At 70.9% G+C, this 1,682-nt stretch carries 1 protein-coding gene; it reads right to left on the bottom strand.

The features are described from left to right. Positions 1-110 precede the first annotated feature (110 nt). Entirely contained in the window at positions 111-1,679 is a 1,569-nt protein-coding gene (locus tag ACZ7LB_RS31925; protein WP_471473185.1) for an FAD-binding oxidoreductase, read from the bottom strand. Positions 1,680-1,682 lie beyond the last annotated feature (3 nt).

Here is a 1,682-nt window from a genome sequence, read left to right as displayed (position 1 = left end):
GGGGGCCGGTTTGTGGCCGGGTGGTGCGGTGGTGGTGTTTGTGCTGGTGGTGGGGTGGTGCCGCGCGGTGGGGTGGTGTTGGGGGTGCTGTGTTGGTGTGGTGGTGGGGGTTAGGGGATGAGGGCGCCGGGGTTGAGGATGTTGGTGGGGTCGAGGTGGTGTTTGACGGCGCGGAGGATGTCGGTGCCGGTGGTGCCGAGTTCGGTGGCGAGCCAGTCGCGGTGGTCGCGGCCGACGGCGTGGTGGTGGGTGATGGTGGCGCCGGTGGCCATCATGGCGTCGGAGGCGGCGGCCTTGGCGTCGTACCACTGGGTGACGGGGTCGTCGTTCTGGCGGGCGATGGCGGTGAAGTAGAGGGAGGCGCCGGTTTCGTAGGTGTGGGAGATGTGGCACATGATGATGGGCTGGGTGCCGTCGGTTTCGAGGGTGGTGGCCAGGGCTTTCTGGACGGCCTGGTAGAGGGCGGGGATGTTGGACCAGAAGGTGGAGGTCTCGACGGTGTCGCAGAGGATGCCCACGTCGAGGAGGGTGTCGCGGGTGTAGGGGGCCTTGAAGCGGTTCTCGGCCCAGTGGTCGCCGATGTCGGTGCCCAGGGGTTCGCCGCCGTGGGTGGTGAGGAGGGCGGTGGTGCGGGCGCGGGTGTGGGTGACGTCTTCGTCGGTGCCTTCGTGGCCGACGAGGACGAGGCAGCCGTCGAGGCCGAGGTGGGGGTTGTTGGTGGCGGTCTCGGTCTCGTCGGAGAGGCGGAGGATGGTGGGCTGGACGCGTGCCTGGGCGATCGCGCGCAGTGCGGCGGTGCCCTGGGTCCAGGTGTCGAAGCGCCAGGCTTCGTAGATCCTGGTTTCGGGGACGGGGCGGACGCGGACGGAGACTTCGGTGATGATGCCGAAGGCGCCTTCGGAGCCGAGGATGAGTTCGCGCAGGTCGGGGCCGGCGGCGTTGGCGGGTGAGGTGCCGACTTCGAGGGTGCCGCGGGGGGTGGCGACCTTGAGGGCGACGACGAGGCTGTCGAAGCGGCCGTAGCCGGAGGATGCCTGGCCGGAGGAGCGGGTGGCGGCGAACCCGCCGATCGAGGCGTACTCGAAGGACTGCGGGAAGTGGCCGATGGTGTGTCCCTCGGCGGCCAGGAGTGCTTCGGCCCGGGGGCCGAGGAGTCCGGGGCCGAGGACCGCGATCCGGGACTCGGTGTCCAGGCTCACGAGTTGGTTCATGCGGCCGAGGTCGACCGCGATGACACCGGTGTGGCTGTCGCCGGAGGCGGCGAGGCCGCCGACGACGGAGGTGCCGCCGCCGAAGGGCACGAGCGCGATGTCCGCGCGGACCGCGGCCTCGATGATCCGCTGGACCTCGTCGTGGCCGGCCGGGCGGACCACGGCATCCGGCGCGTCGCTCAGGTCGCCCGCGCGGATCTTCAGGACGTCGGGGGTGGACTTCCCCCGGGTGTGCTGGACCCGGGCGGTGTCGTCGGTGGCCACGTGCTCGGCACCCACGATCTCCCGCAGGATGTCCAGCGCCTGCGCGTCCAGCCTGCACGCGGGCAGGACCAGGGACTCCCGCTCCACCGCGGGACGGGGCCGGGTCACCCCGAAAGCCGCCGTGAGAGACTCCGCCACCGCCTCCGGGAACGTCGCAAGAATCTCGGGATCGCCCCAACGGGACCAGTGCATCTCAGTACTCATGCG

This window comes from Streptomyces sp. NPDC107521 (assembly GCF_055598485.1).
Note: the sequence above shows the minus strand (reverse complement) of the source record. Positions and strands in the feature narration are given on the sequence as shown.